At 45.3% G+C, this 26,701-nt stretch carries 28 protein-coding genes and 1 pseudogene; 5 read left to right on the top strand and 24 right to left on the bottom strand.

Translation table 11 applies throughout. The annotated features are described in order from the left end of the window. Positions 1-4 precede the first annotated feature (4 nt). From ACL9RM_RS20565 to ACL9RM_RS20525, 9 genes are all read right to left on the bottom strand, one after another. Positions 5-712, bottom strand: coding sequence for an MBL fold metallo-hydrolase (locus ACL9RM_RS20565; protein ID WP_414126471.1), 708 nt, complete (start codon positions 710-712; stop codon positions 5-7). Further along, a complete protein-coding gene (locus ACL9RM_RS20560) occupies positions 709-1,827 on the bottom strand; it encodes a hypothetical protein (RefSeq protein ID WP_414126470.1) in 1,119 nt (372 codons plus the stop codon). The genes ACL9RM_RS20565 and ACL9RM_RS20560 overlap by 4 nt, the downstream gene beginning before the upstream one ends. Next, positions 1,827-3,905, bottom strand: a complete 2,079-nt coding sequence (locus ACL9RM_RS20555) for an AAA family ATPase (RefSeq protein ID WP_414126469.1) — start codon at positions 3,903-3,905, stop codon at positions 1,827-1,829. Before ACL9RM_RS20555 ends, ACL9RM_RS20560 begins: the two co-directional genes overlap by 1 nt. Continuing rightward, on the bottom strand, positions 3,902-4,108 hold the full coding sequence (locus tag ACL9RM_RS20550; RefSeq protein ID WP_414126468.1) for a hypothetical protein: 207 nt from the start codon (positions 4,106-4,108) through the stop codon (positions 3,902-3,904). Before ACL9RM_RS20550 ends, ACL9RM_RS20555 begins: the two co-directional genes overlap by 4 nt. A 204-nt stretch (positions 4,109-4,312) precedes the next feature. After that, the gene (locus ACL9RM_RS20545; protein WP_414126467.1) at positions 4,313-4,561 is read right to left on the bottom strand and encodes a hypothetical protein; all 249 of its coding nucleotides are present in this window, start codon (positions 4,559-4,561) and stop codon (positions 4,313-4,315) included. Between the two features lie 202 nt (positions 4,562-4,763). Then, on the bottom strand, positions 4,764-5,003 hold the full coding sequence (locus ACL9RM_RS20540) for a hypothetical protein (protein WP_422759388.1): 240 nt from the start codon (positions 5,001-5,003) through the stop codon (positions 4,764-4,766). Between the two features lie 8 nt (positions 5,004-5,011). Next, complete coding sequence (locus tag ACL9RM_RS20535) at positions 5,012-5,284, bottom strand: hypothetical protein (RefSeq protein ID WP_414126465.1); 273 nt, start codon at positions 5,282-5,284, stop codon at positions 5,012-5,014. Then, entirely contained in the window at positions 5,281-5,529 is a 249-nt protein-coding gene (locus ACL9RM_RS20530; RefSeq protein ID WP_414126464.1) for a helix-turn-helix domain-containing protein, read from the bottom strand. Before ACL9RM_RS20530 ends, ACL9RM_RS20535 begins: the two co-directional genes overlap by 4 nt. Before the next feature lie 436 nt (positions 5,530-5,965). Continuing rightward, positions 5,966-6,208: a helix-turn-helix domain-containing protein gene (locus ACL9RM_RS20525; RefSeq protein WP_414126463.1), complete on the bottom strand. Its 243-nt coding sequence runs from the start codon at positions 6,206-6,208 to the stop codon at positions 5,966-5,968. A 163-nt stretch (positions 6,209-6,371) separates the two neighbouring features. On the opposite strand from ACL9RM_RS20525, the gene ACL9RM_RS20520 reads away from it, so the two are divergent. Together ACL9RM_RS20520 and ACL9RM_RS20515 are read left to right on the top strand one after the other, a co-directional pair. After that, positions 6,372-6,674 (top strand): helix-turn-helix domain-containing protein, encoded by a 303-nt coding sequence (locus tag ACL9RM_RS20520; RefSeq protein ID WP_414126462.1) that lies wholly within the window; start codon positions 6,372-6,374, stop codon positions 6,672-6,674. 19 nt (positions 6,675-6,693) lie between these two features. Next, positions 6,694-8,298, top strand: a complete 1,605-nt coding sequence (locus ACL9RM_RS20515; protein WP_414126461.1) for a recombinase family protein — start codon at positions 6,694-6,696, stop codon at positions 8,296-8,298. A gap of 40 nt (positions 8,299-8,338) precedes the next feature. On the opposite strand, the pseudogene ACL9RM_RS20510 reads toward ACL9RM_RS20515, so the two are convergent. The 7 genes and pseudogenes from ACL9RM_RS20510 to ACL9RM_RS20480 form a co-directional block, all read right to left on the bottom strand. Then, positions 8,339-8,539: pseudogene (locus tag ACL9RM_RS20510) on the bottom strand (manganese catalase family protein); the annotation flags it as partial. A gap of 33 nt (positions 8,540-8,572) precedes the next feature. Next, the gene (locus ACL9RM_RS20505; RefSeq protein WP_323873151.1) at positions 8,573-9,022 is read right to left on the bottom strand and encodes a spore coat protein CotJB; all 450 of its coding nucleotides are present in this window, start codon (positions 9,020-9,022) and stop codon (positions 8,573-8,575) included. A 1-nt stretch (position 9,023) separates the two neighbouring features. After that, positions 9,024-9,248: a spore coat associated protein CotJA gene (locus ACL9RM_RS20500; RefSeq protein ID WP_061831695.1), complete on the bottom strand. Its 225-nt coding sequence runs from the start codon at positions 9,246-9,248 to the stop codon at positions 9,024-9,026. A 239-nt stretch (positions 9,249-9,487) separates the two neighbouring features. Continuing rightward, the gene (locus ACL9RM_RS20495) at positions 9,488-10,837 is read right to left on the bottom strand and encodes a hemolysin family protein (RefSeq protein WP_250267947.1); all 1,350 of its coding nucleotides are present in this window, start codon (positions 10,835-10,837) and stop codon (positions 9,488-9,490) included. A 16-nt stretch (positions 10,838-10,853) separates the two neighbouring features. Continuing rightward, the gene (gene yfkAB, locus ACL9RM_RS20490; protein WP_023987890.1) at positions 10,854-11,984 is read right to left on the bottom strand and encodes a radical SAM/CxCxxxxC motif protein YfkAB; all 1,131 of its coding nucleotides are present in this window, start codon (positions 11,982-11,984) and stop codon (positions 10,854-10,856) included. A gap of 97 nt (positions 11,985-12,081) precedes the next feature. Then, a complete protein-coding gene (locus ACL9RM_RS20485) occupies positions 12,082-13,242 on the bottom strand; it encodes an HD-GYP domain-containing protein (protein WP_250261867.1) in 1,161 nt (386 codons plus the stop codon). After that, positions 13,196-14,650 carry a bifunctional metallophosphatase/5'-nucleotidase gene (locus tag ACL9RM_RS20480; protein WP_250261868.1) on the bottom strand — a complete coding sequence of 485 codons (1,455 nt, stop codon included), beginning with the start codon at positions 14,648-14,650 and terminating at the stop codon, positions 13,196-13,198. The genes ACL9RM_RS20485 and ACL9RM_RS20480 overlap by 47 nt, the downstream gene beginning before the upstream one ends. Positions 14,651-14,969: 319 nt before the next feature. On the opposite strand from ACL9RM_RS20480, the gene ACL9RM_RS20475 reads away from it, so the two are divergent. Continuing rightward, the gene (locus ACL9RM_RS20475) at positions 14,970-16,034 is read left to right on the top strand and encodes an HD-GYP domain-containing protein (protein ID WP_250261869.1); all 1,065 of its coding nucleotides are present in this window, start codon (positions 14,970-14,972) and stop codon (positions 16,032-16,034) included. A 173-nt stretch (positions 16,035-16,207) separates the two neighbouring features. Here the strand turns inward: ACL9RM_RS20475 and ACL9RM_RS20470 are convergent, their stop codons facing one another. Beyond that, positions 16,208-17,062, bottom strand: a complete 855-nt coding sequence (locus tag ACL9RM_RS20470; RefSeq protein WP_061831689.1) for a manganese catalase family protein — start codon at positions 17,060-17,062, stop codon at positions 16,208-16,210. Between the two features lie 204 nt (positions 17,063-17,266). On the opposite strand from ACL9RM_RS20470, the gene ACL9RM_RS20465 reads away from it, so the two are divergent. After that, positions 17,267-18,106 (top strand): manganese catalase family protein, encoded by an 840-nt coding sequence (locus ACL9RM_RS20465; RefSeq protein ID WP_069291583.1) that lies wholly within the window; start codon positions 17,267-17,269, stop codon positions 18,104-18,106. A 330-nt stretch (positions 18,107-18,436) separates the two neighbouring features. Here ACL9RM_RS20465 and ACL9RM_RS20460 read toward each other — a convergent pair whose 3' ends face one another. From ACL9RM_RS20460 to ACL9RM_RS20430, 7 genes are all read right to left on the bottom strand, one after another. Continuing rightward, entirely contained in the window at positions 18,437-18,799 is a 363-nt protein-coding gene (locus ACL9RM_RS20460; protein WP_250267946.1) for a YmaF family protein, read from the bottom strand. Between the two features lie 278 nt (positions 18,800-19,077). Further along, positions 19,078-20,475 carry a Fe-S cluster assembly protein SufB gene (sufB, locus tag ACL9RM_RS20455; protein WP_013309556.1) on the bottom strand — a complete coding sequence of 466 codons (1,398 nt, stop codon included), beginning with the start codon at positions 20,473-20,475 and terminating at the stop codon, positions 19,078-19,080. 30 nt (positions 20,476-20,505) lie between these two features. After that, on the bottom strand, positions 20,506-20,928 hold the full coding sequence (sufU, locus tag ACL9RM_RS20450) for a Fe-S cluster assembly sulfur transfer protein SufU (protein WP_250267945.1): 423 nt from the start codon (positions 20,926-20,928) through the stop codon (positions 20,506-20,508). Continuing rightward, positions 20,918-22,141, bottom strand: coding sequence for a cysteine desulfurase (locus tag ACL9RM_RS20445; protein ID WP_250267944.1), 1,224 nt, complete (start codon positions 22,139-22,141; stop codon positions 20,918-20,920). Before ACL9RM_RS20445 ends, sufU begins: the two co-directional genes overlap by 11 nt. Then, positions 22,138-23,442, bottom strand: a complete 1,305-nt coding sequence (gene sufD / locus ACL9RM_RS20440) for a Fe-S cluster assembly protein SufD (RefSeq protein ID WP_250267943.1) — start codon at positions 23,440-23,442, stop codon at positions 22,138-22,140. The genes ACL9RM_RS20445 and sufD overlap by 4 nt, the downstream gene beginning before the upstream one ends. Before the next feature lie 23 nt (positions 23,443-23,465). After that, positions 23,466-24,248 carry a Fe-S cluster assembly ATPase SufC gene (sufC, locus tag ACL9RM_RS20435; RefSeq protein ID WP_013309552.1) on the bottom strand — a complete coding sequence of 261 codons (783 nt, stop codon included), beginning with the start codon at positions 24,246-24,248 and terminating at the stop codon, positions 23,466-23,468. A 444-nt stretch (positions 24,249-24,692) separates the two neighbouring features. Beyond that, on the bottom strand, positions 24,693-25,163 hold the full coding sequence (locus ACL9RM_RS20430; protein WP_250268903.1) for a Dps family protein: 471 nt from the start codon (positions 25,161-25,163) through the stop codon (positions 24,693-24,695). A gap of 314 nt (positions 25,164-25,477) precedes the next feature. Between ACL9RM_RS20430 and mtnK the strand changes: the two genes are divergently transcribed. Further along, entirely contained in the window at positions 25,478-26,701 is a 1,224-nt protein-coding gene (mtnK, locus tag ACL9RM_RS20425; protein ID WP_235307947.1) for an S-methyl-5-thioribose kinase, read from the top strand.

Below are 26,701 nucleotides of genomic sequence, written 5' to 3'. Positions count from 1 at the left end.
GCGATCACCTTCCCGCTACATAAACCTGCTTGCCTGTCAGCGCCATGATCTCGCGTTTGAAAAACTCCTCATCACTGTTGTTGTCTGACAGATGCAGCAAATGAATTTCCTGTACACGCCGCATGTCGTTCGCCTTCAGGAACTCCTTTACGTTCTCAAGGCTAAAGTGCGACCGTAGCAGACGATTTTTGAGAACCGCCGGCACACGGCCAGCGGCGATATTTTGATTAAGAGTTTTAATAGAATAATTGCACTCGACCATGATGTGAGTAAGACCAACAAAACGATGCTTAATGTAATAGGTGTCTGTGGCAAAGAGAAGCTTGTCCCCTGCTGTATTAGCCAGCAGGAAGCCCAACGGTTCAGCTGCATCGTGCTGTACGTCGAACGGTAGAATCGTCCACGTGCCAACCGTGAACTGCTGTAACGCTGAAACAGGCCGGATATGATGGCCTGTGAGCTTGAGTGCGTCCGCTGTGCCTTGGCTGGTGTAAATGTCCACCCCTGCACGGACTAAATCCTTTACTGCCATGCTGTGGTCGCCATGCTCATGGCTTATTAGACAACCAGACAGCTCCGACACCCGAAAGGACAATGCACGCTGTAGTTCCTTATATTTAAGACCCGCCTCCAGCAGCAGAGGCGTATGTCCATCCGTTATCCGGTAAGCATTGCCTGCACTGCTGGAGCCGTAGGAAGTAATCTCAATCACCAGGACTCAGGGCCGCCCGTACCTTCATCACCGAAGTCCATCGAACGCTGTTGCTGTAGTGGTTCAGTCTCTGGATTAGAAGTTGGCTTGGGCTCGTGTCCTTCGGGTATGCCATGCTGTTGTTCTGGTTGATGCCGATGTTCAGAAACAGGCTCAGGATCAACGTCAATGACGGTTCTGTTGGCATTCTCAGCAATTTCCCGTTGAACTTCCCCATAGGTTTCATCAGCAGCCTCTTGGTAAGTAAGCTCTATAAAGGCATGTCCGAAGTCTTTAGGAATCTTCTTCACAACGTTATTCCGCATCTTGCGAATCAACATACCTTCGCGGCTCTGCGGTTCTGTCCAAGCAGGGCTGATATAAGGTTGTAAGTCTGGATCATCCAGAGCAGCAAGACCAAGGGATTTTGCTTTTTGGATAATTTCAGACTTACGAGAAGCAATCTGCTTACGTTGATCTGGCGTTGCTTTGAAGCGATCAGCACAAACACCAAAGGTTTCATTCATCATGTTATTGCTCATATGGGCAATCAGGTTACGGGAAACATCATCCCGCTCGGCAATATGAAATTCCACCGTATTATCCGCCTTCATAATTGGGTAAACAATCCGGATAACGTCGCCCTTACCCTTCGGCGTCCATTTTGGAGGGACCACATCAAATCCGGTGTAAACAGGATAAGTGAAGTCATCGCCCTCCCGGACAAGCCAGAACTGTCCAACCTTCTTCACGTCCCGACCGAAACGGGCGAGAATAGCATCGTTTCCATCACCCTCAATGCCCATTTCAACTTGCTTCTTCCAAATATCCTTATTGTCAGGACCCTTGACTTTAATGTTTCTCACTTGGAAAAACACTTCCCTGGGACTGGCTGCCGCGTTAAGCTTTAGGGAAGCCACTTGGATAAGGGTTTGTGTGATATTACTGCGATCCAATTGGTCATCGTTCCAAGTGATACCTTTAGCATCCAAAGCATTGTTGATCGATGAAATGGCATTAATAACGCATGACTTGGAATACTGGTCCATTTGTATGCCATTTCCGGTGAGCTGCCGCTCAATCATAGGAAAATAGTTGTCGTTCACCTTCGATAAAACTGTTGAAAAATCGCTCATTAGATTGCCTCCTGCATATTGTTATGTTCCAGACGGAGTTGCTTGTTTCTGTCTCTCCAAGCAGCTTCAGCTTCTTCGTAACTGCCATGTTGTTTACTGAGTTCTTCCTGTACTTCTTCTGGCAAACTGTTGAATGCTGGGGGAACAACCAGACGAATCATTTGGGCTTCTGTATCTATCAATTGGGTTACCGCCTCAGCGTTGTCCACGAAGATCGGGGCGGAGAAGCCGTAATGCTGTCCAAGCGTGTTAATGATGTCTAGACCGACATTTATCCGGGCTGCATTGTTTAGACCGCCCTCGTAGGGAACCCCGTTGTACAGCGTGTCGCACACATCTTCCAGTCCACCGTTAAGCTGCGGTTTAAACAACCGGAACCGTGCGTATCGGAATTTGCTATTGATCTTGGATTCCAGCAGGGAAACCTTAGACCGTGTAAATTCCTCCGTTAAGAACAATTCATGTTCAAGACGCTCATATTCGGCAGCCAGTTTCCGCTCCTGCGCTGTCAGCTCTGCGATACGCTTCTCGGTTGCTGCTGCCTGCTCGATTTTGGCCTTGTCGGCCTCCAGGTCAGCAATCTGCGCCCGCAAGACACGAATTTCTGACTGTACAGCAGTAACAGCGTCGGTAGAAGAAGAACGAAGCTTTTCGATCTCCGTCTGGATATTAGCTGCTTCCTGCTGTTTAGCTTGGTACTGGGGGTTCTCTGTCGGATCAGCGACCGCAGCTTGCAGATCGGACAGCTTTGCTTCAGCGGCCGATACTTCCGCTTTCTTTGCGGCCAGTTTCTGCTCCAATTCGGTCATCCCCTCTTCGACTTTAAACATCGAATTTTTGAGGGTTCTCGTTTCTTCAGCAGCAGCCTTGCCTTCTTCGGAAATCCGCTCGAGCCGCTGTGACTTGGATAAATTAAAGTCCTCCAGCTCTTTATCTTGGGCAGCCTGAACCTGATCAGCCGGAAGGGCTTGTCCGCATGTCGGACAGTTCTTGTCGTGCTGATGCTCGTGAACAGGAAATTCTAGGCCGTTTGCAGCATGCCATTCTTCTTTTAATCGTGCGGTCTGACTCTCAGCGCGTTCAATTTGTCGCTTATACTGCTCAACCTCGCGCAGACCAGCAGATAACCGAGCTTGCAGGTCAGACGCTTCGCCACGAAGCCTCATGACTTGTTCACGTTGATCGTTTACAGCTTGCAATCCATCCAATTGGATTCGTTGCTGAATATCAATCAACTCGGCATTGATCTCTCGCAAGCGGATCTCCTTGACCGATACTTCTCCACCGGACTGTATCCGGTTGAGTTCGGCTGTCTTGGTATCTACTCTGCTGCGTAAAGTTTCAATGTCCTCTGCCAACAGTTCAGCGTCCAGATCGGATGTATCCGGCATAGTACGCCGAGCTTCATCGATGCGGATCGGGATTTTCTCCAGTTCCTTATTGATCTCACGCCGCTGTGCTTCAACAACCTTTTTATGGTCAGCAATTGAGCGATCACCCAAGATGTCAGCTAACGGGGCCAGTTCATTATTGCTGGCAATGACTTCCGCATCCGTAAGGTTGCCGCATACATCCAGCAGCACCTTGCGGCGGGCATCCGGTTTTAGCTTTTCATTGAAGTAAGCAGGATTGGTAAGGAGTTTGAAAATGTCCTCGCTGATCAGTCCGTCTACCTCAGCCTTGTACTCGTTTAGTTTCTTCGGCACATCATCGACATAATAACTCGTGTTATGGCCTGTAAATTCAGCCGTTGCGGAGCCACGCTTTTTCGTCCACTTTTCGGTAAAAATCTTTTTGAACGTCCGGCGACGACGATCTACGAACAACACTGCCTCGACCGTATGCTCAAGCCCATGCTGAACAACTTGTCCATTCTCGTCCAACTCTTTGATTTCAAAATCTGTCCGATTGTTAGAATCCTTGTGGAACAACAGCCAAACGAAGGAATCAAACAGCGTTGTCTTACCTGTGGCATTGTCACCAAACAGGGACACGCTCTCGCCATCCGTCTCCAGCACAAAGTCCCTTAACCCCTTAAAATTACTGAGGGTCAGGGACTGCAAAATGATCTGTCTCATGCGCTTTGCTCCTTTGCTCTTAAATGTTGATTGATGGCATCGCCAATAAGTGCGAGCTGCTCATCATCCGCTAATAACTCCACACTGCCGAACTTCCCTGAAACAGATAGGACAGCAGGTGTGTAATGCAGAGCAGGACGGACAGAAGCTTCAACAGATTCATTAGTAAGATCAACCGCAATAGCAGTAGATGGTTTTCCCATAACATCCTCCTTGTTTGGAAGCCCTCACCATGCTAAGATGAGGGCAAGCAAATATTTAGTTTTCAATGTTCAAGGTGACCCGGTGCGACGGGTCATTTTTCATTTTCACAATCTTCGCAAAGCCGTGGATATCCCGGTTCCTCACCGTCGATAAGCTCCCCACAGCGTTCACAAAGCAGGCCGTCAAGCATCATGTCTGCAATATCACCCATTGGCAGTAGCCTCTTCATCATGTTCCGCGATCTGTCGGTACTCGACGATCACTGGGGCATTCTCGATGCTAACAATCAGTTCTTCGTTTTCATCAAGCACCCAATATTCTGAATGACAATGGCTTGCGTCTTCTTCACCAACTCGCTTGATCTCAATGATCTCGCGGTCATTGTGCTCACCGCCAACCGCGAAAACAAAAGCTGGAATCGTGGCAATGGTTATAGATTGAATCACTTGCACGAGGCATCCTCCTTCCTATGTAATTTAAGGTGGGCGAGGGAAGGTGTTGCAGGCTTACGCCCCTTTTGATTCCCTTGGATCAGTGTTCCGCCACCACCTTGGATGCGTCAGCCGCATCTTCCGACGCCGAACGGGAGTAGGTTATGTTACCGTCCGACGCCGGAAGACAAGGCCGACATGGCCTGTCCGTTGCCAGCTTGTCCTAAATTGCTGGCAACTGCTCAATCTCACATAGCAATCGTGCAGAATATTCCGAAGGCAGCTCCCTAAGGCTTGCCGCTGCATTGGACCATTGCATATAAACCGCATCGCGTTCGGCCCATATCCGGTTCAGTTGCTCCGGTTCGGGCAATCCCGAAGAAAGAGAAGCAGTTAGCGCGGCTGTATTTTCGCGCAGCGCTCGGGCGGATGTAGCGTAATTCCGAATGATTTTTTCTGCCATTTGCTGTGTCATACACGCTCACCCTTGCTTTCTGCCGCAGAAGGAGATAAAATAAGCAGCACAAGAGACTTTAGTCGAGTTCTCAAAGTGAGTGTCCGCCCTAGCCGGCGGGCATTTTTCATTTCTACTTCCGCAAATCGAATCATGCGATTTAAATATTCCTCTGCGTTACCCAGCTTTCCAGGAATCATTACATCCGGATTACTTTGAATTAAGCGCAAGTTATGTAATGAATTCATTCCAGCTTGTAGCGCTTCTGCTGCGAGTGTTTCTCTTGTCATACAGTCATTCTCCTTTTCAAGTTCATTACAATTTGTAGTCCGTCCATACCATAAAGGAAAGCAACCACAACCTCACGTGCCCCGGTAATCTCTGCCCACTGAAGCATGGTACCCATGTCAGGAACCTTGTGGTCATTTTCGTATTTACTAATGCAAGCCTGAGTTCGATCAAGCCGAGCAGCCATTTCCTCTTGGGTCAACCCAGCTCGTTCTCGGCAAGCCTGCATGATAGCTCCAAACTTCAAACCCTCCACCTCCTTCCAAAAAATATTAAAAATATTCCAAATTGGAATGGGAAGGTAATGCCCACGATGCTAATATTGAGTTGTAAGGTTCTTCCCCATATCAAATGACTTTCCCCTCACCCGCTGTTGTCGGTACCGATACGGCGGGTTTCCTCTATCCACGGGCTTGTCCACCACGGGAAGCCTAATCGGCTTCGCGTTCTACTTCTTGTGAGCAGGAGCCCTCTCTAAGAATTTCCCACCCTACAAGATGCATATCTCTAATTATTTTCTGTATCTCTCCAGGTGTCCGGGCGACGAAATCATCGCATATGCTGACTCTCGTCTGACCGAACGTGTAGGTTTCTACAACGTTCCCTGTTGGCAGTTTCCCTTGCATACCCGCATCCCTCCTAAGAGTATGTGTATGCTCCTTTTCCAGTGGGACAGCCATTGTTTATACGACCCCCTTTGTAGCATCAGAGTTATTACACTTTACGTGTAAATTCTCCTCAAAAAAATATTCCATTGGCACGTCTAATACCTTGGCTATTTTCGCCAATTCAATTGCTGTAATATTTCTTTCCCCCCACTCTTTCATGTTGTAGCTTTGCGCAGATATCCCCACTTCTTGTGCAACGAATGTCTGCGTCATGCCTTTGGATTTTCGCAAGTCTCTGATTTTACTGTGTACCAACAAAAGTAACACCACCTTTTTACACGTAACGTGTAATTCATAATCCAATTATATTTACACGTAACGTGTAAGTCAATACTTTTTTACACTTTTCGTTACATTAGTTTAACGTTATGTTGATTTTTGATAGTATTGAATGAAAATAACGGCTAAAGGCGGTTGGAAAATGGGTTTGGGCGAACGAATAAAAAAAGAACGGATGCGCAAAGGATGGTCTCAAATATTTTTTGCCCAAAAAATAGGAATTGGTAATAACGTTCTTTCTAATTATGAAAGAAACTATCGTGACCCTGATACAATTACACTCACTAAAATGGCGGATGAATTAGAGGTAAGCACTGATTATTTATTAGGACGAACCGACCTTCCGGCTTTTCAAAATATAAATTCATTTGGCCAAGATTGGTCCAATTCAGAAAAAGAAGTTGCCGCTGCCGCAGTTGCAGCATGGCGGAAGATGAAAGAGTAATGTTCCAAGGAGGTAAAAAGTGACAGACGAACTTTATAACAAGTTGATTTCTCAAATGGGTAATTACTGCATCTATTTACGCAAGTCGCGTGCTGATCTGGATGCAGAGGCACGTGGAGAAGGAGAAACACTGGCTCGTCATGAACGGGCCTTATTTGATTTGGCTAGCCGCCTCAAGCTAAACATAACCAAAGTGTACAGAGAAATTGTATCGGGAGAGACAATCGCCCAGCGTCCCGTCATACAACATCTTCTGAGAGAAATAGAGGAAGGCTTATGGACAGGGGTTTTGGTTATGGAGATAGAGAGATTAGCTCGTGGGGACACCATAGATCAAGGGATAATCGCTCAAACATTTAAGTATAGCCAAACTAAAATCATAACACCTGTCAAGACATACGATCCTGATAATGAATTTGATGAGGAATATTTTGAATTTGGTCTCTTTATGTCGCGCAGAGAGTATAAAACTATTAATCGTCGGCAGCAACGGGGCCGAATTGATTCAGTGCGCGAAGGCAATTTTGTAGGGAACATTCCTCCCTATGGATACGATAAAGCTAAATTGGAAAATGAGAAAGGTAATACACTTGTCCCTAATCCTGAACAAGCACCTATAGTAAAAATGATATTCGATCTATATACCTCGGGCGGAATAGGGATGGGGCTTATTGCAAAAAAACTGAATGAAATGGGGGTCCCAACAGCAAAAAATAGTGTATGGACAATTACCACAATAAATGGGATTATTCGTAACCCAGTATACAAAGGCAAAATAGCCTGGAACAGACGTAAAGAAAAAAAAAGTCGGAAACTAGGGGCGATAACTAAGTCGCGTCCAAGAGCCCCTCAGGAAGAATGGATATTAGTAGATGGAAAACACGAGGCGTTAGTTTCAGAGGAAATATGGGATAAAGCTCACCAAATTTTAAAAAACCGTAACCATCCAGCGACTCCAAGAGGTATTATAGCAAGTTCTTTAGCAGGAATAGTAGTTTGTGAAGTCTGTGGACGACGCATGGTGCGTAGGCCGTATGCGCGCAATCAAGCGCCTACCCTTGTCTGCAACACTCCTATGTGCACAAATGTTAGTGCTCCCCTCCATATGGTAGAAAAACGAATTCTTGAAGGATTAGCGAAATGGCTGGAAGATTACAGAGCAGAATGGGACAACAACAAGCCCCAAGACAGTAGCAATGAGGATGTATTAAAAACAAAAGAGCTATTAGTTAAAAATGCTAAGGAGGCCCTAGTTGAATTACAGAAACAGCAGAGTTCTTTACACGATCTACTAGAAAAGAAGGTATACACTGTTGAAGTTTTTTTAGAGCGATCTCAGAATATATCCACACGCATCCAAGAGGGTGAAGAGAAATTAAAAAAGACTCAAGCGGAACTTGATCTTGAGTTAAAGAGAAATGAAGCTAAAAAGGATATTATACCTAAATGTGAAAAGGTCTTAGATGTGTATGATAAGACGGAAGATCCGGCCAAGAAAAACGAACTCCTAAAAACTGTTCTTGAACTTGCTCTGTATAAAAAAACTGTTCGGGGCCATTGGTCAAGACCTGAGACCATTGATGATTTTGATATTAAACTTTTTCCGAAATTGCCAAACACATGATTGATAACTTGGATGGACCAAAACATGAACGATAACAACTATGTACGAATTCCTCCGTGCCTATGTCGTTCAGTACGCCAATTACCTTATCGGGAATCGTATAGCGCTGATTCAGATAGCGCAATGCCGCTGCCAGCTCGCCATCCGCTCCACCATACTGCTCCATAAGCAGTTTGGCCATATGAGGATCACATTTGCTGACACGTACGGGATATTGCAGTTTTTTCTCATATACCCACATTCATGTTCCTCCTTTATAAAAGGTTATACCTACCTAGACCTGCCACGGCCAAGGGGATTGACTCCACTCCCAAGGATACTTGGAATAAGCACGGCCAAAATTTTGTAAAGGCCCATATAGCATCTGATACTCGTTAGCAATCGCCGTTCTTTCCTGCGTCAGCTTATTGAACTGTTCGATAGCCTGTAAATCATCTGGGTGCGTATCCAGATACAAATTCAGCTCCACCAACACAAAATCCACCGCTTGGAGCTTCTCCAGCAACGCATAAAACTGAGCATCAACTGGCTTGGTTTGGGGCGTGTAGCCTTGGGCCGGGTTTCCGGCTTGACTATAGCCCTGAGTTTGGTTCTGATACTGGTTCTGGTATGGATACGGATTTGAATAAGGGCTTTGATATGGATTCGGCTGTTGCTGCCCGCTCTCATGCTGATTTTGCTGCTGGAATTGGAATGGGGACTGACCCTGATTTGGATTCTCCATTCTATTCGCCTCCCCCCTGGTTTCTCCTAGGCTCATAAGGGCTGTAAAGCAAAGGCCATAGCGTTCCCTTCGTCAGTGCCTCATCTGGACTGAATTGTGGTAGACCAGGGGGCTGAAATTGTATAAACAAGTTTGGCGGAAGCACATAAGTCTTACACAGAACGGGCGGACACGGATCGAATGGGCCGACAAACGGGGCATACTCACCTTGCTGTGGAAATTTCACGGGCCGGAACCTCCTTTGATTGATCCATCTGTTTTACTATTCAACATATGCCGCATCGCCCAAGTCTCGAACAAAAAATCACAGATAAAAATAATTGTTCAAGAAAATAACTATAGAACTGTTTCTAATCAAAAAAGAGCCTTTAAAACCACGGTACGTGGATCTAAAAGCTCTTTCTTCAGCACTCTATAATAACTTACATACCTGAACTGATCTTACCTATATCTGTGGATTAGGAATCAATCGGTAGAAAGCTCATCTTCAATCACAGGCTCAGGCTTGCGGTGAATCTTCACTCTCATTATGCGAAGCCTTGTTGCTTCCTCCACCTCAAAGGTAAGGTTATAAAACTCAATTTTCTTCCCTTTCACCGGAATGCCCTCCAATTCCTTGAACAGCCATCCCCCGATGGAATCCACCTCGTCGTCTTCAATGTTCACTCCAGTCAAATCATTGACATCCTCAATGAGCATACGACCGTCCACAGAGATGAAGTTCTCCTTCATTTCCACACTCGGGCGTTCATCCTCAAATTCATCATAGAGATCCCCGACGATTTCCTCCAAAATTTCCTCCGCTGTCAGCAGCCCGGCCGTTCCGCCGTACTCATCTACCACGAGAGTCATTTGGGAATGTTTTTTCTGCATAAGACGCAACACGTGACTCACTTCCATGGACTCCGGCACATTCAAAATAGGACGTACCACCGAAGCCAGATCCAATTGCTCTCCCTGCTCAGCTAGCAGAAGATCTGTAATATGGACAAAACCGATAATCTGGTCTTTATCCTCAACCGCTACCGGGTAACGGGAATGCTTGGTCTCGCTGATGATCTTGAGATTTTCCTTAAACGTCAAATTCGTATACAAACAATCCATGTCTGTACGCGGCAGCATGATTTCACGGGCAAGCAAGTCGGAAAAATCAAAAATATTATCCATCAGCTTAATTTCGTCCTTATCAATCACACCGCTTTTGGCGCTCTGATTCATCAATATACGAATCTCTTCCTCCGAATGAGCCGCTTCGGCTTCACTCGCCGGCTGAATGCCGAATGCGCGCAACAGCAAGTTTGCCGCAGCATTCAATACCCAGATCACAGGCAGAAAGACCTTATAAAAAAGCAGCAAAGGCGCCGATAAAAACAACGCCACACCTTCGGTCTTCTGAATCGCTAAGGACTTTGGCGCCAGTTCCCCCAATACGATATGCAAAAAGGTAATTACGCAAAATCCGACGATAACAGATACCGTTGTAATCAGTGTACCGTCAGTTACACCGAGTTTGTGCATGAGTGGCTCTATCAGGTAGCCGGATATTGCTGGCTCTCCAATCCAACCCAAGCCCAATGAAGCCAGCGTAATGCCCAATTGGGTGGCGGACAGATAAGCATCCAACTTTTGGTTCACCTTCAGCGCATAGCCTGCCAGGCGATGACCCTCGCTTTGGAGCTGCGTCAATCGGGATTGGCGCATTTTGACCAGCGAAAATTCTGCGGCCACAAATACACCATTTAGAAAGACAAGCAGCAGTACCAAGAGGAGATTCACAGCTAGCAATCCCCAATGAAACTCGGTATGACCATCCAATACGAACTCCCCATTTCTATAGTTGTAATGCTTTTCTTGATTTAAAGTCTATTCCTTTGTAATACATATCCGCCACGAGCAGATTTGGTCCACAACAGGCAGCGGCATCACAATGACAGTTCACAGTCTGATTCAGCGGATGCTCATTCAGCCATTCACCAAAAATATCGTCCAGACTATCTTCCTGAATATTTCCGAAAGCCGGTATGTCTGCAAAATCTGTCACATACACGCTACCCGTGAACATATTCACATTCACACGGTTTCTTCCGTCCGGATCATTACGCACCGTAATATTCGGTTCCTGACGCAAGCGTCGAAGCAGTTTGCGGTCTTCTTCCCGATCCGAACAAGCAAAGAACGGTAATGTGCCAAACAACATCCACATGTCCTGATTACGTACATCCAGCAGCTTATGAATAGAGTTCCGCATGTCGTCAAGTGAAAGCACAGGCAAAGCAGAGGCAAAATTCGACGCGTACATTGGATGAACCTCATGCCGTCGGCATCCCATTTCGTTGATTAATTGATGAATGCCCTCCAGCTTCGTGTGTGTCCGATAGTTAATCATGGATTCAGCTGAAATGAACATCCCCATTTCACTCAATCTGCGGGCATTTTCCATCATTTTTTCATACAGGCGAACAGCACCCGCACGTGGAGTCGGTCGGCCGGTATTTGCAAAACCCACTTCATAAAAATCGTCCGCATTCAAATAGTTAAATGAAATATGCATCACATCCAGATAAGGAAGCATCTTCTCATATCTGCGAATATCTAACGTCAGATTGGAGTTGATTTGCGAGCGAATACCGCGCTCTTTGGCATATTTCAACAGTGGAACGATCACTTCATCCACTGTTTTATCGAGTAAGGCAGGTTCACCGCCTGTAATACTGATCGTCTCCAGATGCTCGACTTCATCCAAACGCTTCAGCATTAGGTCTAGCGGAAGGAAAGGGGCCTCCTTCATAACCAGCATATCGCCAACAGCGCAATGCTCACAGCGCATATTACATAGATGCGTTACGGTCATCTCCACACTCGTAAGCAAATGACGACCATGTGTACGCAGTGAGACAATCGGGTCCCACGGATCATAGGTTGGCGATATTTGGGGTAGCGTGTTATTTTGTAGAACTGTCATTATGTTTTCACCTTATTTCTGTTATTAACCTCAAAAGACGTATAATTATCATATCATGATGTGTAAAGTGTCTGCATACTTTCTTCCACATCATCTGCTAATCTACGTGTACTCCTCCGAAAGGGGCGACAGTAGCACCCAATGTGTTTGTAATCATAACCGAGAGGGATACGGACAAATCCACATCATAAGGTGCCTTCACTTCCTGCCCATCCCGGTCTCTTACAATGCGAATGACGGGTCTTTGCGGGATTTTGGGATGTATACGCACCACGACCCCCTCTTCCCCCGTGTTGAGCACCACAGAGAGTCCCAGGGGGTAAATAGCTACACAGTCACGAAAGGCTTCCAGCATTCGCTGCTCATATAACGTTCCTGCCCCGGCGTACAGCACTTCCATCGCTTCATAGGGCAACAAAGCCTGTTTGTATATCCGACTTGCTGTCATTGCGTCGTACGAGTCGGCCAGACCGATCCATTTCGCATATTCGTGGATCTGGTCCTTTTTCCAACCGTGTGGGTATCCACTGCCGTCGATACGCTCATGGTGCTGTAATGCACAATGAGCCGACAATAAGGGAATGCCAGGTTCGTCTTTGAGCAGCTTGTAGCCGATCACCGTGTGTGTTTTCATATGCTCATATTCCTCATCCGTCAATTTACCCGGCTTATAGAGCACTTGAGGTGAAATTTTCATTTTACCGATATCGTGCAGTAATGAACCTATCCCCAGCTCCATGAGCTGGTTATTATCGTAGCCATTGGATATCCCAAGTACTAGTGAATATAAACATACGTTCAAAGAATGATGATACAAATCCTGATCCGCGGCCCCGATATCCATCAACATAATGACGGCGTCCTGACGGCCTCCAATATCGTCCAGAATGGATTCCATCACCTTATAAAATGACTTGCCAAAATATTTGTGCTTATGATCTACGGAGTAGGATGATAAACCTTGAAACTGCTTTTTGATTTCCTGTAGCGCCGCGGCCCTTGTCTGTTCATGGATCAACTCAGGAATGACGATATCTTCTGTCACAGCATCCTCAATGTATACATATCCAATACCGACTTGGCCTAGACGTTCAATCAATCGCGAAGTAAGCTCAACACCTTCCGAGAGCAGCACCATTCCGTTTTCATTGTAAATTTTCTTGCCAAGCTTCATGCCGGCTCTCAATAATGTAACAGGTACCAGTCGCAGCTTAATCCTCTCCCGATTGTTTTGATACCTGAAGCCACCTAGCTGCAAAACATTCTTCCATCGCGCCCGGACGCTTCAACTCCATTTCAATCATATCCCGTAAAAATTCTGGAAGCATAAATCGGAGATCTGTTCCGTTCGCAAGCACCTCATAACCTGCTTTGAAAGTGAACATATCCAACGTGCCCACTGTGTATTCCTCATGCTCTTCCAAAGGTTGACCCGCTACACGAATGTCCGTCACTTTTTCATAAGGAGCACGGCCAGGGTCATACTGAATGGCCAAGCCTTCCACACACATCGTGCCAAGCACTTTGCCTCTGAAGCCAAAACCCGTCATGGGCTTGTCTGTAAATTCAGGCAGCAAGGACTGCTCCAGCGCCAACCGAATATCTCTTCCCCGCAACTTCATAACACAGGCATTAATCGGCGAAGGGCATAAGGAATGTAGTATTCCTTTGCTGATATCCCCTTGAGGTAATGGGCCGAGCAGTTGTCCCGCATTGACGAGGGCAATTTCTGTTCCTGTAAAATGGGACACCGCTTGTGCCAGCATATTCCCGAAAGGGGATTCCTGATCATATGCGATCTCCAGTTTCCGATCCGTCACCGCAACGGTGTTCTCCATGGCGCGCTCTGCTTGTCTGCGATGCACCACAATGGCCGATGCCACTTTTTCGTCCAGTAGTGTCTGATCCACAGGAACTACGCCGCCCGACGTGACTCGAAACGGTTCGAGGCTATCGTTACGACTTAGTGTCACTTCACCCAGCAGCGTTCCGAACTTACCCGCCCCACATAAAGCTGTTTTTCCGATCCAAAGCGGTTCCTCCAGCACATGATGGGTGTGACCTCCAAGGATAACGTCAATTTCAGGAAACTGCGACGCTAATTTTTTATCGGAAGGTAGACCCAGGTGCGACATCAAGACCAAAACATCAACCTGCTTTCTCAGTGCCGCGATCTGCTTCCCCAGCACCTCAAACGGATTGAGCACATCCCAACCCAGCAATTGATAAAACTCTACAAAAGGAGCCGTCACACCAAGTAAACCGACCTTGATTCCTGCTTTATCTACGATAAGGGATTTCTTCATCCACGAAGGGTTCATCCCCGTGGCACGCTCTGTCATATTGCCGCATACGACCGGACAATGAATCCCCGCATATGCCTGTTCAATCATATCCGGGGTAAAAGTCAGTCCCTCATTGTTACCGATCGTAATTGCATCGTATCCTGTTAGATTAATCACATCCACATTTGCCCCACCGAGCGTTCCTTCCGTTTCGGGGGCCATCCGGTCCATGTGGTCTCCTATGTCGAGCACAAGCAGCGCATCCCGTGATGCGGCTCTTCGTTCATCGATCATCGCGGCTATCGAAGGCATACTGCCAAAATGACTATGGATATCATTGGTATGCAAAATGGTCAACGTTTGCCGAGTCGTCATCTCCATAACCGCCCTCCTCTATACTTTATATATATCGACTTTGGAGCTTCTAATGTTTAAGCATACCATGTTATTTAGCAATATGGTACATATGAGTGGACATAGTCCTTAAGCTTCGCTGTAGTCTCTGGGCAATCTCATATCATAAACATAGTAAAAAGTATTGACGTTATCTACTGTAGGTATCTGATAGGAAACGGGTTCCTGGGACCTATTTTACAGCTTGGAATAATAGTAAATTAGTCGTTGTCATACCATTTAATTCTTGATATATTAAGTTTGTTTCGTATTTTCGACAAATTTACGACAATAAGGAGGTTAGCGCATGAGAGTACACGTTACCGATGCCAAGCCGGGAGATCGCCTCAAATCCGATACATACAATGGGCACGGTGTACCTGTCATGATTCAGGGCACCGAGCTACAGCATGACGATATTTCCAAACTCATTATGCACGGTGTCGATTATATCGACATTGATGCCGGTTCAGCGAGCATTCCGGTTGACTTTGCCCCCGATGTCCCAGCTTCCCCCGAGTCCCTCAAACGTGCCGTTCCTCTCATGGAGCAGACGATCAGTGGCTTTGAAAGCATGTTTCTCAAAGCCTCCTCAACTGGAAAATTTGATGAATATCGAGTCGATGAGCTGTTCGGCCCTCTTGTTTCAGAGCTGGCTCGTCAAAAAGATGTCGTATCTCTGCTATTAATTATGGAACGGGGAGATCACTATACCTATAATCATTCTCTCCAAGTAGGTGTACTGTCATATTACATTGCCACATGGCTTGGATATACGGAAGAAGAAGCATATGCCGCTGGTAAAGCTGGGTACTTACATGATATAGGCAAGTCCATGATACCGGATGAAATTTTGAACAAACCGGATAAACTGACACCCGAAGAATTCCATGAGATGAAAAAACATTCGCTATATGGCTATGATATTATCCGCAATTCAACCAGCGATGAGATTTCTGCAATTGTCGCCTTGCAGCATCACGAGCGTGAAGATGGAAGTGGATATCCCCATGGACTGTTCAAGGAAGATATTCATCCTTTTGCCAGCATAACAGCTATTGCCGACGTGTATAGCGCGATGATTTCCAATCGTGTGTACCAGACGAAGCAGGAACTGCTCACCGTATTACGTGAGCTGCACAGCATGAGTTTTGGACATCTAAACCCAGAAGCTACCCAAGTGTTCATCAGACACATGCTTCCTAATTTCATTAATAAGCAGGTTCTGCTGACTACAGGTCAGACAGGAACGATTATTCTGAACAATCCTGCTGATTACTTCAGACCCTTAGTGAGAATTAACGATGATGAATATGTAGATTTGTCTAGAGAACGCCATGTATCCATTGATGAAATTTATTTGGAATCCTGATCCGCTACTACTGCCTCCCGGCGTTACTTCGGTAGAACGAAATGTTATGCCGAATTACAGGCTACGCGAATAAAAAAAGAGACTGTCCTTGATTCGTAGGTTCTTTACGAAGGACAGCCTCTTTTTATGTTACGGACATTAACCTAGTTACATCCTTACTTATTTGTTTAAACCTAAGTGTTAAGATCATGCAGACCTGGGCTATGTTCATTAGGCAATTCAGGCATATACGGAAGAGGAAAACCTTCTGGAGGATCCACCACACTCAAATCCCCACCGTTTCTGCTTGGAGTTTGCCCATTGAATATTTCTCCAATACGGGTAGAATCCAATCGAAAATTAAACTGTGCATTGTGAAAGCCCATTTCAACATACTTCCGGCATTCTGGATACTTGTTAATATCGTAGTTTGGAACCGGGAACAATTTTCCCCAATCAACTCCAAGTGTCTCTAAAGCTTTAGCAAATGCATTTTGATGAGCATTATCCCGCACAATCAAAAAAGCCAACGTTTCCCGGAATGTTTTGTTCGAGCTCATTTCGTAAATTCGGGATTTTTGCAGAACCCCTGTAGATTCGAGTACGAGATTATCAAGCAAATCACTAATCAGATTGCCGTGGGAATAAACATAACTACCTAGCCAAGGGTTTCCACTTGCATCAACAGGTAAGGAACTTTGAGCTCCCATAATAAAATGATGAGGATTTGCGTGTTTTATCGCCTCATCTAAAGGAGCATGATCAATTCCAGCATCGCCGGCTTGGTCTGCGCCTGAGCCAGTCAGAAGTTGATTAATAGTATGTTGGACCAGTTCAACATGACTAAGCTCCTCTAGAAAAACTCCGCGTATCAAATCCCTAAACTGCACAGCATTACCACGAAAATTATTACTTTGAAAGAAAAACTGCATCATGGTACGCATTTCTCCGAATCGACCACCCAATACTTCTTGAATCACTTTAGCAGCAGCCGGGTCGGGCTTATCGGGTACTATTATGTTAATTAGATCTTCTTTATAAAAATACAATGTAAAAAAACCTCCTTAAACTTTTTTTTAAACGTGAACATATGCTTCCCTCCTTAATAATTTTTATACAAACCAAACAAACAGAGAGTTAAATGTAAAGACTCCTATCAGATTGTTGTTATGCTGATCCTCGTTTTATTACATCTTGAAAAGGTTAAATACAGTTAGAATTTACTAAGCTGCTTAACTATAGGAGGAGTAATTATGTTTAGACATCAAAAAGAGTTGCAGTTTGAAGTGAAAGTGGAGCGTCCTGATCCTCTTTTTGCCCGGCAGGTACAAGAAGTTTTGGGGGGGCAATTTGGAGAAATGACCGTAATGATGCAATATTTATTTCAAGGGTTTAACTGTCGCGGTGAGGAAAAATATAAAGATATGCTAATGGACATTGGAACTGAAGAAGTGGGGCATGTGGAGATGCTGTGTGCTTTAATTAGTCAACTACTTGATGGAGCTAAACCAGAAGATCAAGAACAAGCTGCAAAAGACCCTGTTACAGCTGCCATTATGGGGGGAATTAACCCGCAGCACTTGCTGGTCAGCGGTCTTGGCGGATTACCTAGTAATTCTAATGGAGTTCCATGGAACGGCTCTTATATCGTCGCAAGTGGCAACCTATTGGCGGATATGCGGTCCAATTTGCACGCAGAGAGTCAGGGTCGATTGCAGGTAGCAAGGCTATATCATATGACACAAGATGAAAGCGTCAGAGCTACACTACGGAAAATGCTAGCACGTGACCGCTATCACCAATATCAATGGATGGCGGCAATCCAAGAATTAGAAGAAAAAAACGGTGTTGTGGTCCCGGCTTCTTTTCCTCCTGAAGCAGAGCAAGAGTCTCAGCCTGAAGCTTATGAGTTTTGGAATTTGTCTGAAGGCGAAGAATCTAGTGAAGGTTTGTGGGCAACAGGAAGCGCACCGGATGGAAGCGGGAGCTATGTATACATCTCTAAGCCTGTTGCCAAAGGTCAAATCTATAGTGCCAAAATACCAGCAACCGAATTACATCATGACTTAGATCATAAAACTTCAGATAAATAAAAAAGTAGCAGATGAGCTGTCCCAACATTAAAGATTGCTAATTGGTGACACTGACCATAAAAATGAAACAAAAAATATATACTTAAAATTCGAATAAGGCGGCTTATCATAAGGCATAAAATCATAGCCGGTCCGGTCATTAATCAAGAAGTACAGAATCAATGTAAGACTAAAAAGCCCTGCCGACCATTTATGGTTAGCAGAGCTTTTTGATTTATTTCGAGTAATTTACACATCACCGAAAAATCGAAGACGATGCTCTCATTCTTTATGAGCAGCTGTCTATAACAATCATTTGTGTTACCTCAGCTTCGGTCAAACCACCGTTCATTAAATAAGAGGTGCCTGAATTAATGTTGCAAAATTAAACTGGTGTATATGACCATCATTTAATGTAGTTTGGCCCGTTACAAAATGTACGTGTTTTCCATTTCCGACTGGAATAGCTGGTCCTGTTCTAATTTTTTTCAGATTATGAAAGTGGTTCACGAAATCAGTTTTTGTAAGATCGATTTCATGGACATGACTTCTTCCAACTCGAATCGCTTGCCCAGTAACACCTGCAAAGCGGTGGTTATGTCGGTCTGCACCTTCTTCAGCCAGTTTGGTGCTACCTTCAAATTCATGTACATGTCTCTGTGTCTGTTTAGAAGAGAGGGGTTTCTTCTTCACTCCAGCTTTATTCTTCTGCATCTGTTGGCATGCCTCCTTATGTTTATGTCACTCACAACATCCTATTAAGCAAACATACATAAGTGCTAGGCAACTATCCGCAGTCCTGAGCATAATTTTTTTTATGTAGTAGAAAGAAGGCTTATGGACTTAGGCATCACAGAAAAAATAAAAGAAGACGAACTTAAAAAGTTCGCCTTCTATACTAGAGAAAATCCGAGTCAGCATAAATCGGCACAACTCCGATTTAACAGCTTTAATTACCTCAAGTACCTTGTCACACCAAGGGTTACTGCGTTTTAACCGATGGAACCTTCCATTTCAAACTTGATCAAACGATTCATCTCTACCGCATATTCCATCGGCAGTTCTTTGGTGAACGGCTCAATAAAGCCCATAACGATCATTTGCGTTGCCTCTGCTTCAGTCAAACCACGGCTCATCAGATAGAACAGCTGATCTTCCGATACCTTGGAAACTGTTGCTTCGTGCTCAAGCGTTATGTCGTCATTCATAATTTCATTATAAGGAATAGTATCTGAAGTTGATTGATTATCCAAAATCAACGTATCACACTTGATATTTGATTTTGCACCTTGAGCCTGACGACCGAATGAAGCTAATCCGCGATACGTTACTTTACCGCCGTGCTTACTGATCGACTTGGATACAATTGTGGAGGTGGTGTCTGGTGCCAAGTGGATCATTTTCGCACCTGCATCCTGATGCTGGCCTTTGCCTGCAACAGCGATGGACAGGACCATCCCTTTCGCTCCACGGCCTTTCAATACAACGGCTGGATACTTCATCGTCAACTTGGAACCGATGTTACCATCGACCCATTCCATCGTTGCATTTTCTTCCGCAACCGCACGTTTGGTTACCAGGTTATAGATGTTTGGTGCCCAGTTCTGGATCGTTGTATAACGAACACGTGCGTTCTTCTTACAAATAATTTCGACCACCGCACTATGCAGCGAGTTCGTGCTGTAAATTGGAGCCGTACAGCCTTCTACATAATGCACAAAGCTGTCTTCGTCAGCAATAATGAGCGTACGCTCAAATTGACCCATGTTTTCCGAGTTGATACGGAAGTAAGCCTGCAATGGAACTTCACATTTCACACCTTTTGGTACATAGATGAAGCTTCCGCCTGACCATACGGCACTGTTCAGTGCTGCAAACTTATTGTCCGCAGGAGGTACAACTGTTGCAAAATACTCTTTCAGAATCTCAGGATGCTCACGCAACGCCGTATCGGTATCCATGAAAATAACACCCTGATCTTCCAGTTCCTTTTGCATACTGTGGTAGACAACCTCGGATTCATACTGTGCAGATACACCAGCTAAAAACTTTTGCTCCGCCTCAGGAATACCCAATTTATCAAAGGTTTCTTTAATTTCCGTCGGAACTTCTTCCCATGTCTTCCCTTGTTTCTCGGAAGGTCTTACATAGTACTGGATATCGTTGAAATCCAGTTCATCCATATCTCCGCCCCAGTTTGGCATTGGCATTTTTTCAAACTGTTTCAGTGCTTTCAGACGGAACTCCAGCATCCATTCTGGCTCATCCTTAATTTTGGAGATTTCCTTTACAATTTCCGGAGTGAGACCCTTACCTGTTTGGAAAATGGACTTGTGCTCGTCACGAAAGCCATATTTATACTCTTCCATTTCCGGTGCTTTCTTGGCCATGTTTCTCAAACCTCCTCTGTTCTATTTAAATTATTTATCTTCATCAATCCCTTTGCGCAGCGCGTTCCAAGCCAGTGTCGCACATTTGATGCGGGCCGGGAACTTATTTACGCCTGACAAAGCTTCCAATTCTTCATAATCATCGAATTCGACGGTTTCTCCCTTCATTAAAGAAGAGAAGCGGCTCGCCATATCCAGTGCCTGATCAATCGTTTTTCCTTTGACCGCTTCTGTCATCATCGAAGCTGAGGACATACTAATCGAGCAGCCTTCGCCAGTAAAACGGGCATCTTCGACCACGCCGTCTTTCGTTTTGAGTTGAAGAGAAATCCGGTCACCACACGTAGGATTATTCAAATCCACCGTAACGGCATCTTCCTCAAAACGTCCGCGATTGCGCGGATTTTTATAATGATCCATAATCACGCGTCGGTACAAGTCATCAAGTTGCATCGCCAAAATACTCCTTTGTTTGGATTAAGGCGCTGACCAGAGCGTCGACTTCTTCTTCCGTGTTATAGAGATAAAAGCTAGCACGTGCAGTTGCACTGGCTTTCAGCCAGCGCATTAACGGCTGGCAGCAATGATGCCCCGCACGTATAGCTACCCCTTTGCTATCCAGTACAGTAGCTACATCATGCGGATGCACATCATCCAGGTTGAAGGTTACGAGCCCGACATGACGTTCTGCAGGTCCGTAAATCGTCAACCCCTCCACTTCACGGAGACGTTTGAGGGCATAGTTGGACAGACGGCTTTCATGCTGCGCAATGGCGTCCAGTCCGATGCTTTCCAGAAAATCAATGGCAGCTCCCAAGCCAACGGCTCCGGCTATAATCGGGGTTCCACCTTCGAATTTCCAAGGCAGCTCCTTCCACGTGGATTCATACAATCCCACATCGTCGATCATTTCACCGCCGAACTCAATGGGCTCCATGTTTTCCAGCAGCGTCTTCTTGCCGTACAGTGCTCCGATCCCGGTAGGAGCACACATTTTGTGACCCGAAAAGGCATAAAAGTCAGCATCGATGTCTTGCACGTCTACTTTCATATGTGGTGTGCTTTGTGCACCGTCTATAACGATGACAGCGCCTTTGCGATGGGCAATAGCTGCAATCTCTTTGACAGGGTTCACAACACCAAGCACATTGGAGACATGCGCAATCGCTACAATTTTCGTGTTTTCTGTAATCGTATTCTCCACATCAGCAAGATCAACGCTACCATCCTCTTGAAGTGGAATATATTTCAAAGTCGCGCCTGTGGCTTTGGCTACCTGTTGCCACGGAATCAGATTACTGTGATGCTCCATTTGTGTGATTACAATTTCATCACCTGCCTGGCAATTAGATCTGCCATAGGAAGAAGCGACCAGATTCAGCGCCGTTGTTGTTCCTCTTGTAAAAATAATTTCCTGACTGCGCTTGGCATTCAGAAAGCGGGCTACCTTCTCCCGCGCACCTTCATAAGCATCCGTTGCGCGGCTACCCAAGGTATGCACACCACGGTGAACATTTGAATTATCATATTCGTAGTAGTGCTTGATCGCCTCGATGACCGCCAGCGGTTTTTGCGAAGTGGCCGCATTATCCAAATAAACCAGCGGATGACCGTTAATCTCCTGATGTAAAATCGGGAACTGTTCACGGATCAATGCAGTATTCATTGGCCTAACTTCCTTTCAACAAGGCTTTGCAGCTGATGTTGAAGTCCTTCAAGCGGAATTTCAGATACGACAGGTGCCAAGAAGCCATAAATAATCAGACGTTCAGCTTCTGCACGGCTAATCCCGCGGGACATCAAGTAATACACTTGTTCACGGTTTACCTGACCAACCGATGCTGCGTGACCTGCCGTTACATCATCTTCATCAATCAGCAGGATCGGGTTAGCGTCACCACGCGCTTTCGGGCTGAGCATCAGAACACGTTCTGTTTGCTGACCGTCTGCTTTGGTAGCACCTTTTTCAATTTTTGTAATTCCGTTAATGATGGAAGACGCTTCTTCACGCATTACTGCGCGCGTAATCATCTGACTGGCGGAATTTTTACCAAAATGCTGTGCTTGTGTCGTATAGTTCAGCTTTTGTGAGCCAGAACCTACAGCAATGATCTTGGCATCCGAATTGGAGCCATTGCCTTTGAGCACAGACATGGTATTGCTTGCTGTATTACCGTTGTTCATTTCGCCCACAATCCATTCGATAGCTGCGTCATTTCCCAACGTGGCACGACGAATCGAAATATCCGTTACTTGCTCTCCAAACTGATGGACTGTCGCATAACGTACTTTAGCTCCTGCATTTGCAACAACTTCTACCGCACCGTTATGAAGAACAGGTGCCGCCAAATCCGCAGATACATAGTTGTCTACGTACGTCACAGAACTGTGGCTTTCGACAATGAGCAGCACATGCGGTGCAAATGTTGCAGTCGCATCGTCCGTCAGGAATACAGCTTGAAGCGGAACGTTCAGCTCTACATTTTTAGGCACATAAGCAAATACTCCACCGTTCCAGAGTGCTGCATGCAATGCAGACAATGAATTTTCTTCAGCCTTAATAACTGTGTTCAGATGAGCTTTAACCAGATCAGCATGCTCTTTAACCGCTGTTTGTAAATCCGTGAAAATGACGCCTTGCGCCGCCAATTCCTCGCTCAGCTTCACATATACCGCGCCGGAGTTGCGCTGAATAATCAGACCGCCCTCCTGTTGCTCTTTGACCAAATCAGCAATGGCTGTAGGAACTTGCCCTACCGATGCAATGACCTCGCTCTGTTTATGTTGACCGTAATCGTTTAATTTCCAACGTTCGATTTTTGTTTTTTCAAATACCGGAAGCTCCAGTTTGCCTGCAAGCTCAAGTGCTTTTTGTCTGTCTTCGGCCAGCCAAGATGGTTCGCCGTTACGTTCGGACAGAACACGCAGTTGCTCGGAATCTACCGGAAGGATTGTTTGTGTAGTCATTAGTTTTCCTCCTCGCTTCCGGCTTACGCCTCTTGTCCTACAGTTTCATCAACGATACCCAGTTCTTCCTTGATCCAATCGTAACCGTCCGCTTCCAGACGCTCAGCAAGCTCAGGACCACCGGATTTAACAATACGTCCTTGCATCATAACATGTACATAATCTGGTTTAACGTAGTTTAACAGACGTTGATAGTGAGTAATGATAAGGAAACCGCGCTCTTCGGAACGCATAGCATTGACACCGCTAGCCACGATTCTCAAAGCATCGATATCCAAACCGGAGTCGATTTCATCAAGAATGACGATTTTCGGATCAATCATCATCATTTGCAAAATTTCATTCCGTTTTTTCTCACCACCAGAGAAGCCTTCGTTCAGGTAACGGTGAGCAAACTCAGGATTCATTTCGAGCTCTTTCATTTTGCTTTCCATTTGACGGATAAACTTAATCAGGGAGATTTCTTGCCCTTCTTCACGGCGCGCGTTGATTGCACTACGCAAAAAGTCAGAGTTCGTTACCCCTGCAATTTCACTTGGATACTGCATCGCCAAGAACAATCCTGCACGTGCACGCTCATCCACTTCCATATCCAGCACGTCTTCTCCATCCAAAGTTACTTTGCCATCTGTGACTTCATATTTAGGATGACCCATCAAAGCAGACGCGAGTGTACTTTTACCCGTACCGTTAGGACCCATGATGGCATGGATTTCTCCGCCCTTCATTTCGAGGTTAATACCTTTCAAAATTTCCTTGCCTTCAATGGTCGCTTTGAGACCTTCAATCTTAAAGTTTGTAGCCATATTCGCAATACCCTCCAAAAAATGTAGTGTGGTGTCGAAATCAGAAAGTATATTTAAACAGGGGAGCCCCCTGATTTCAAGTAATATTTAAAAATTTATTTATAATCATTCTAAACTGATTCTCAATGATTCTCAAGTTATTTTATAATAAATATCTTGAAGGGTGCAACCAACAGACACACGTTATCCAACTTTCTTCATAAAATGTTCACCCTACCAAGCACACAAATGGCAAAATACATCCTGCGAATGTTTATATAATTATAAATTTGTACAAAAAACATGAGATACATGATCTCTTTTCAGCCATAAAAACGCTACTGACAGCATGACGTCAGTAGCGTTTTACATGTAAAGGGTTTATTTCAGAGCGTAACCCCATCACTATGGAGTGGAGTTAAATTCACCGAACTAGGCATAAGTGATGAATCGAAATTCTGCCAATTAGCCCAAATAAGAGCGAAGCATCCACATATGTTTCTCCAGATCCGCTTTATAACCGATCAGCAAATCTGCAGTAGGCTGGTCGGAATTGCTTTCTGCCAGTTCAATACCTTCCTGAAACTCCTCGCATATAGTCGCAAAATCCTCGATCAGGGTTTGCACCATTTTCGGAGCATCTTCATTGCCATTTGCCTCGTGAATCGAGGACAGCTCCAGATATTGCTTCAACGTTGCGGAAGGAGAACCTTTCAACGCAAGCAGGCGCTCGGCGATCTCGTCCATTTTCAATGTCACTTCATTATATAACTCTTCAAATTTAACATGGAGTGTGTAAAAACTGGAGCCTTTCACATACCAGTGATAGTTATGAATTTTTACATATAAGACATTGAGGTTAGCGACTTGACGGTTTAAAAGTTCCTCCACCGACTTTATTTGCGTATTTTTCGAGTTACTTGTTGTTTTAGCCATCATAAATCCCTTCCTTTTTCATCAAATTGATTTTCAGGAACGTTTACGTATCCATCACCGTCATTACTGACGGTAAGACGCCAGCGGGCATCCTAATATCACCTGCCGGACGTCTGTTTCATATTTACCCTTACTATACGGAGTCGAAACAAAAAGAAGAGTACTCCTTTCTTCCTCTTTCAATCCCCATAAAAAAAATGTACAAAACTTCAATGTTTTTCGTTATACTTTCTCTATCCTATCAAAATACTTGGTTTAATCTTGTGATATTTTTTTAGCTATTTACATGCGCACAATTTATGGAGGTGACTTCGTTGTCCCAATATCATCCTTTAACGACCGAAGAAGCAATCGAATTCGTGAAGAACATCCCCGGATTTTTTAGTCAGGATGCCCGTCTGGAATGCCGAGAAATCGGTGATGGTAACTTAAATCTGGTTTTTCACATTACGGATTCTGAATCTAACAAGAGTATCATTGCCAAGCAGGCACTTCCCTATGTAAAAATTGTGGGTGAATCCTGGCCGCTTTCACTGGATCGTGCCCGTATTGAACGCGAGGCACTTCAGCAGGAACACCATATTTGCCCCAAATTGGTTCCTGCGGTACTGGCGTATGACGATGAGCTTGCGTTGACCGTGATGGAGGATCTTAGCTCACACACCATCATGCGCAAAGGACTAATAGAAGGAAACACCTATCCATATTTCGCTAATCATATTGGGGAGTTTCTGGCACGCACGCTCTTCTTCACCTCAGATTTGGGCATGAATCAGCAGGACAAAAAAGATCTGGTTAAGCGCTTTATCAACCCAGACCTCTGCAAAATAACTGAAGATCTGATTCTAGATGAACCGTATCGGTTCTCAGATAATAACAACTATGGTGCCTACATCGAAGACGAAGCAGAGGCATTACGTACAGATCAAGTGCTTCACCTGGAAGTGGCATTGCTGCGAGAAAAGTTTTTGACACGAACCGAAGCGCTTCTGCACGGTGACCTTCATACTGGCAGCATTTTCGTAACGACCGAATCGACTAAAGTCATTGACCCTGAATTTGCCTACTACGGACCCATGGGCTTTGATATCGGAGCGGTGATCGCCAATCTGCTGTTGAACTACGCAGCACAACCCGGATGGACCTCTGGCGAGAAAGCTCTAAAGGAAAGACGTGACTGGCTTCTGGAGACTGCCATTCAGGTATGGGAGCAGTTTGAGGGTAGGTTCCGCAAACTGTGGGACGAGCATGTCACCGATCATATGGCACGTACAGCGGGATATCAGGACTTGTATCTCCAGAAAGTACTGCAAGATACGATTGGTTTTGCAGGGTGCAAAGTGATTCGCCGTATCATCAGCCTGTCGCATGTGGCAGATATCGACACCATTGCCGATCCTGCTATCAAGGAAGCTGCGGAACGTCTGGCGTTATCTATCGGTAAATCCTTGGTTCTTCGCAATCGCGAGCTTCATTCGATTCGGGAACTGGGAGACATTGTTCGGACAGCAACAGCTGCCCAAACTAAAGGAGCTTAA

This window comes from Paenibacillus sp. S29 (genome assembly GCF_049319765.1).
GTDB lineage: Bacteria > Bacillota > Bacilli > Paenibacillales > Paenibacillaceae > Paenibacillus > Paenibacillus polymyxa_B.
This window is presented reverse-complemented; position numbering and strand designations above follow the sequence as displayed.